The sequence below is a fragment of the Methylomagnum sp. genome (assembly GCF_054333355.1).
In genome coordinates this window covers 1-5242 of sequence record NZ_JBTEKS010000314.1, presented here as the reverse complement: position 1 = coordinate 5242, position 5242 = coordinate 1, and the positions used below count along the sequence as shown (strand labels likewise).

The following is a 5242-nucleotide window of genomic DNA, read 5'->3' as shown; positions in this document are numbered from 1 at the left end:
CTTCGGTGGCTCATAGGTCGGGTCGAAGGATTTCAGCAGCCCATCCGGCCATTCCTGCCAGAGCTTGAGCAAGGCCGGTGGAAGCGGGGGCATTCGGGTGGGATCGCCCACCAGGGCATAGGGTTGGCCCGTGTCCGGGTGGATCGAAGGCGGGAGAACATCCTGTATCGTCTTGCCGTCCTTGGAGCAGAACCGCAGTTCAAACACGGCCCGCTCGTGGGGGCGCTTGCCGAACACCAGCTTGCGGGAGCATTCGATCAGGTCCGGGACTTCCACGTAGAACAGCAGCTTGCCCTTGCCCGGCTTGCCGGAACGGATTTCCACCTGGCCCGGATCGTTGAGCCAGTCAGCCAGGGGCAAGCCGATTTCGCCGAACACGCGGCGGGCTTCGTCGAAGTCGTCAAGGTCGAGGGAGGCTACCCGGCTTGGTAGCAGGGCCAACCCGATGTTATCCCCGGCCTTGAGCCAGTCCCGCGCCGCCACCACGTCCGGCGTATAGCCTTGCGGGTTGTCCGCCGTGCGGGGCCGGTTCCAGCCCGTCCCGGTCGGGCCTTTGGTGGGGCGTCCGTTGACGCGGGGAATCCTCACGAAGTGGAAGCCCGCCGCGCCGTATCGGGCTAGAATGTCCACGTTTTTTTCATTTTGTAGGCCCGCTCCGGCAATAGTCGGAGTCGGGCTTTTTTCTTGGTCAGTCATCGCGCCCTCCCTCGCTCGTTTGAGCCGCGCCGGGTTGGATGGCCGTCACCGTTGCCTGAATGGCGGGCGCATCATCGAGCAAACCATGTTCCGCAAAGCTGAACGTCCGCCCGCCGCCGATGACGAAGTGATCCAGCACGCGCACCGAGACCAGCCACAGGGCTTGCTTCAATTCACGGGTGACGCGGCGGTCCTCGTCGCTCGGCTCGACCGAGCCGGACGGATGGTTATGGGCCAGGATGACCGCCCCGGCGTTGTGCCGCAGCGCCGCCCTGACGACCTCGCGGACGTGGACATACGACGTGTTTAGCGTGCCAAAAAACAGCGGTTCAAAGGTCAGCGGATGGTGCTTAGTGTCCAGGAATAACACGCCGAACAATTCCCGGTCCTGCCCGCCCAGGCACACGGTCAAGTAATCCCGCGCCAGGGCGGGCGAGGTCAACGCGGGCGTGTCGCGGAAAACGCGGCGCTCTAGCAGGCGCTTCGCGGCCTGGATGATTTGCTCATCGGTCAGCGGCTTGCGGGTGACGTAGCGGCCCGACTTCTCGCAGACGCGGAAATTCGGGATTGTTGCGGATGAATGGGAGATTTTGGGCGGATTTTGCCCACGGACGGATTTAGACATGGCAGGCTCCAATACTGAGGGTTGAAGCCGTCGCGTTCCGTTTCGACGCGGAATGGGCGACGGGCTGAACGGGGGTCGAAAACCGGCGTATTGGATACCGGCCACGCCGAAGCGTGCCCCGCCCAGCCCGCCATAATGCAGGCGTACCACGGGCGTAAAAAACGCGCCGGTACGCTTGATGTGGCGCTGTGCGCCAATACTATTCGGGTTTCGACGCCCGACCGCCGCATGGTGCGACGGCGCAAGCAGGGTAGCCGGGTGGGTGATGTTGGTCAAGGCTGCCATTACGAAGCCCTCCCGCCAAATCAGGGCCAGACCGCCCGCCGCGTAGCGCTCGACCGACTCTTTCACCCGTGCATAAGCCGCCCGGTGGTCCAAGCCTTCGCCCAGCGCCTTATCCAAGGTCTCGGTGGCGATGGCTTGCGCCGCCGCCATCATCACCCGCAGAGTGGGCGACAGCCCGCCCCGTGCGCCCGACTCCACACCAAAAGCCCGGTTAATCAGCCGGTTCACATTGACGTGAAAGAACTCCTCCGGCGTGGTGCTGCCCGCTTCGTGCGCCCGGACGGCCAGCGCCTTCACGCCTTGGTGCAGCGTGTGATAGAGCGGCAGGTATTCCGCCGCCACTTGCTTACCGTCGCGATACCGGGAGAACGCTTTCACCAGCTTGACCTTGAGCCGCCGCGCTTCCGGCGTGTTCCGGGCGTAGGTCAGCAGCAGGTAGGCTTGATCCTCGGTCAAAAGAGCAAAGCGTTCGGGGCGTCCGCCCTTGCTGCCCTTGGGGGGTTTCTGGGTTTGAAACCGAATAACCCCGAACTCTTCAAAGTCGGTTTGATACCGCTGAACCAAGTCCAGCATTTCAATATGGATGTTCCCCAATTCCTCCGCGATGATCCGGGAATCTATGCGGGCCTCGCCCTTGACTTGGTGCAATTCGATGACTTGCGGGTAACTCATTCTGGAATCCCCCCGGTGACATCCTCCAACGCCATCACCACACAGTCGATTTCCTGGACTGAGTTCGCCAGGGCGATATTAACTAACCGGCGGGTTTCATTTTCCAGAAGAGGCGACTTAATCAGTTCGCCCCGGACAGTGCTGATTGCTTTAACTGATTCGGTTAATGCGGCCTTTTGATTAGAGAATTGGGCACTCATTATTCGATACCCCGCTCTTCAAACAGGGTGTCGAGCAATTCCCGAATGTCAGCGGAAACTATCTTAGCCGCCGCGATAATGGGCGATTCCACCCCGATTAACTCATCACCATAAGCAGCGGCCTGGATTGCGCCCGCTATCTCCCGGCTTGGTTTTGATTTGGCGGTAGCATTTATGCGCTTTTTGCGCTCATCAACCGTTAATCTCGGACGGGAACTTAGCCAAGTATCAAGCTCACTTTGATAAACCCCAACCGACCGACCGCCCAGCGATACCACTACGGGAAAATCGGGGTCGTAATACTTGGAGCTTGGATTTTGCTTTTCGTAGAAAAGGGTGAGTCCAATACCGGCATATTCCGCCGCTTTGGCCGGGCGCAATATCGGACCTTTGATTTGAACTGATTGAGTCATGTTGCCGTTCCTTATCGGATTAAAAAGGAAGGCAAAGCATATAGCCGGATTTTTCCCGACTAGATGTTTCGTCGGGAAGTCGGTTCTAGGCGGGAAAATTTCATTCTGGCTGGGAACTAGGCGGGAAGAATCGCCGTAAATCACGGCGACTCAGGGCTTGACAGGTTATTTCTCTGTCGGCTTTCTTAATTCTCCGATGTGATTTCTTATCCTTTGATCGCTTACGAACAGTTGGCCGCACGCGCCTTGCCAGAAAAATCCCCGCGTTTTCCCGTCAGGCATTTCCCCCTGCCTATTTTTTCTTTTGGGCTGTTCTCCACGGCTCACTAACAGATATTTCGGGTCTTTTATAAGTACAAGCCGTTTGAATTCTCGGATGAATCGGTCAGGCGTCCAGTCTGGACGAGCTAGAATATACGGGTCTGCCCATTTCCAAAGCCCCGTAGTATCCCCTTTACTTCTGCCTTTGTTGCGCTTTTCCTTGCTGGTTTTTTGGTTTGTGTGAGGCTGTGGGCTTAACTCAGAAGGTTGCGCTGCTTGCCCTTCGGAACTATCGGCTGTGGTGGCCGGTGCTTGGGATGTGGCTTCGTGGTCCTGGTTGGCCTTGCTGGGTTCCAGGGTGGCAGGTTCAGCGCTCCCTGTTGATATGTGGTCTTGCGCGGGTGACTGCTTGGTTTCATCGGCGGTGATGGTTTCCACTTCCGCCCCATCAGAAAGAACCGGAAGCAGGTTCTTTTTTTCGTACTCTTCGATGTCACAAAGCCTGTAGTACGCGCCAGGAAAGTAATTTCGGGCCTCGCGTGCAGAGGCGATGTCTTCAAACGAGCAGAGCTTGCAAGCTTCTGAGAAACTTAAGGGGTTTGGGTAATTTATTAGGATATGTGGTCCATTCTCGAAATGGTGGTTTTCGATAACTGAAAGAATATCTTCTTCGCTAAGAAAAAACGACTTCCACCGCTTACATAACTGGTCATAAGACAACCAGCGGATGGGAGGACATACCGTTTCCAACTCTTTCTGGTCAAACCATAAAGGAACCAAACGTTGTTGCAAGCTTAACGCTCCTGTAGGACTTTTCCTGCGCCTTTCTTCCACCCATTCGTCATATTCGATAGGCCAAGCACCAATATAAGGAGAGGTCCACGCATGAATGATTCCGCTATTCAACCATAATGCGATTTCTCCCTGCGTTATCTCAAGCCCCGATTCATTGAAACATTTACGTAGAATAGCTTCCGCACGAAAATAACTGATAAAAGCCTCTTGCGTTTGGTCTTCCACGCGCAACGTAAGCTTTTCCTCATTCTGGTCAAGCCAAGGAAATTCTTGTTTAAGCGGATGATGATCGCGGAGATAACCAGCCACGTCTTCAAGCCGGACAGCAAACTTTTTTAGCGCCTCTCGGTTGAAAATATCTTCCGCGCATAAAGCGGGTAGACCTTCTTTCACTATTACAGGCATATCGCCTGAATAGGGATGCAACTCGAAATTACAGTAAATAGCTTCATGCCCTTCAAAATCGCAGATTCTCAAGCCGTTTAGAAGCTGCTTTATTAACCTTTGTTCAGGATCACACGTCGGACGATCTCTTTTAAGCAGTTCAAGATATTGAGAAAGCTGAACAGCAGAAGCCGGGCCAAGCACATTGAGTTTTCGGTTTATCGACATAGCGCCCCCATTGACGCCAACCCCCTTACAGAAGGAACCACGCCAGCCAGATAAAGGGGGAATCCTCCGGCCAGCCCCAGCCCACAGCCATCCACGATCCGGCCACGCCCAACCCATCCCCCCGAAGCGTCAGCGCCGGGAAATCCAGCATGAACGGGGGCGGGCTATTGCAAGCCGGGACGGCTACCTATAATTTCTATAGGTCTAGGGAGGAATAATGACACGAACATCCTGACCTTCCAATAACGGCCCGCCGGGCAATCGAATTGATCCGGGAAGCCGCCGAACAAGGGCGGGTCATCTTCCCCCCGCCCAGGAAGGGGAAAGCTCCTGGTATCGGATCGTCACCCGGCGTCAGGTCATGCTGTGCTTGAAGGAAGGCGAATTGACCGAAGCGCCCGCCATCAACCCGCATGGCGACGTGCAATGCCGGATGGCGCATTTCAGCGCGGGCGTGTGAATGTGAGACTGTCGGCGGTACTAAAAGGAATGGGCGGCTGGACCGCCCTCATCATCGAGGTGGAGAACAAGCGATGAACCACTACCACTATCAGGAATGCGGCCTGGATAACATCTGGCTGGAAAACGGCTACGAGTTCCACGAAACCCCCTACGGCAGGGGCGTTTCCTTCCTCAACGCCGAGAGCCTGGACGCCACCATCGCCAAGGCGTTGACCGAGAAG

Annotated in this window: 5 protein-coding genes; all 5 read right to left on the bottom strand. The window is 56.4% G+C overall.

Annotation, left to right across the window (positions count from 1 at the left end):
• Nucleotides 1-630, bottom strand: a 630-nt coding sequence (locus ACXWUF_RS18055; protein ID WP_458495997.1) for a bifunctional DNA primase/polymerase, incomplete at its 3' end; no start/stop codon positions are given.
• A gap of 58 nt (nt 631-688) precedes the next feature.
• The gene (locus ACXWUF_RS18050) at nt 689-2278 is read right to left on the bottom strand and encodes a JAB domain-containing protein (protein ID WP_458495996.1); all 1590 of its coding nucleotides are present in this window, start codon (nt 2276-2278) and stop codon (nt 689-691) included.
• The gene (locus ACXWUF_RS18045; protein WP_458495995.1) at nt 2275-2478 is read right to left on the bottom strand and encodes a hypothetical protein; all 204 of its coding nucleotides are present in this window, start codon (nt 2476-2478) and stop codon (nt 2275-2277) included. The genes ACXWUF_RS18050 and ACXWUF_RS18045 overlap by 4 nt, the downstream gene beginning before the upstream one ends.
• Entirely contained in the window at nt 2478-2891 is a 414-nt protein-coding gene (locus tag ACXWUF_RS18040) for a helix-turn-helix transcriptional regulator (RefSeq protein ID WP_458495994.1), read from the bottom strand. Before ACXWUF_RS18040 ends, ACXWUF_RS18045 begins: the two co-directional genes overlap by 1 nt.
• 165 nt (nt 2892-3056) lie before the next feature.
• Nucleotides 3057-4535: a hypothetical protein gene (locus tag ACXWUF_RS18035; protein WP_458495993.1), complete on the bottom strand. Its 1479-nt coding sequence runs from the start codon at nt 4533-4535 to the stop codon at nt 3057-3059.
• Between the last annotated feature and the right edge of the window lie 707 nt (nt 4536-5242).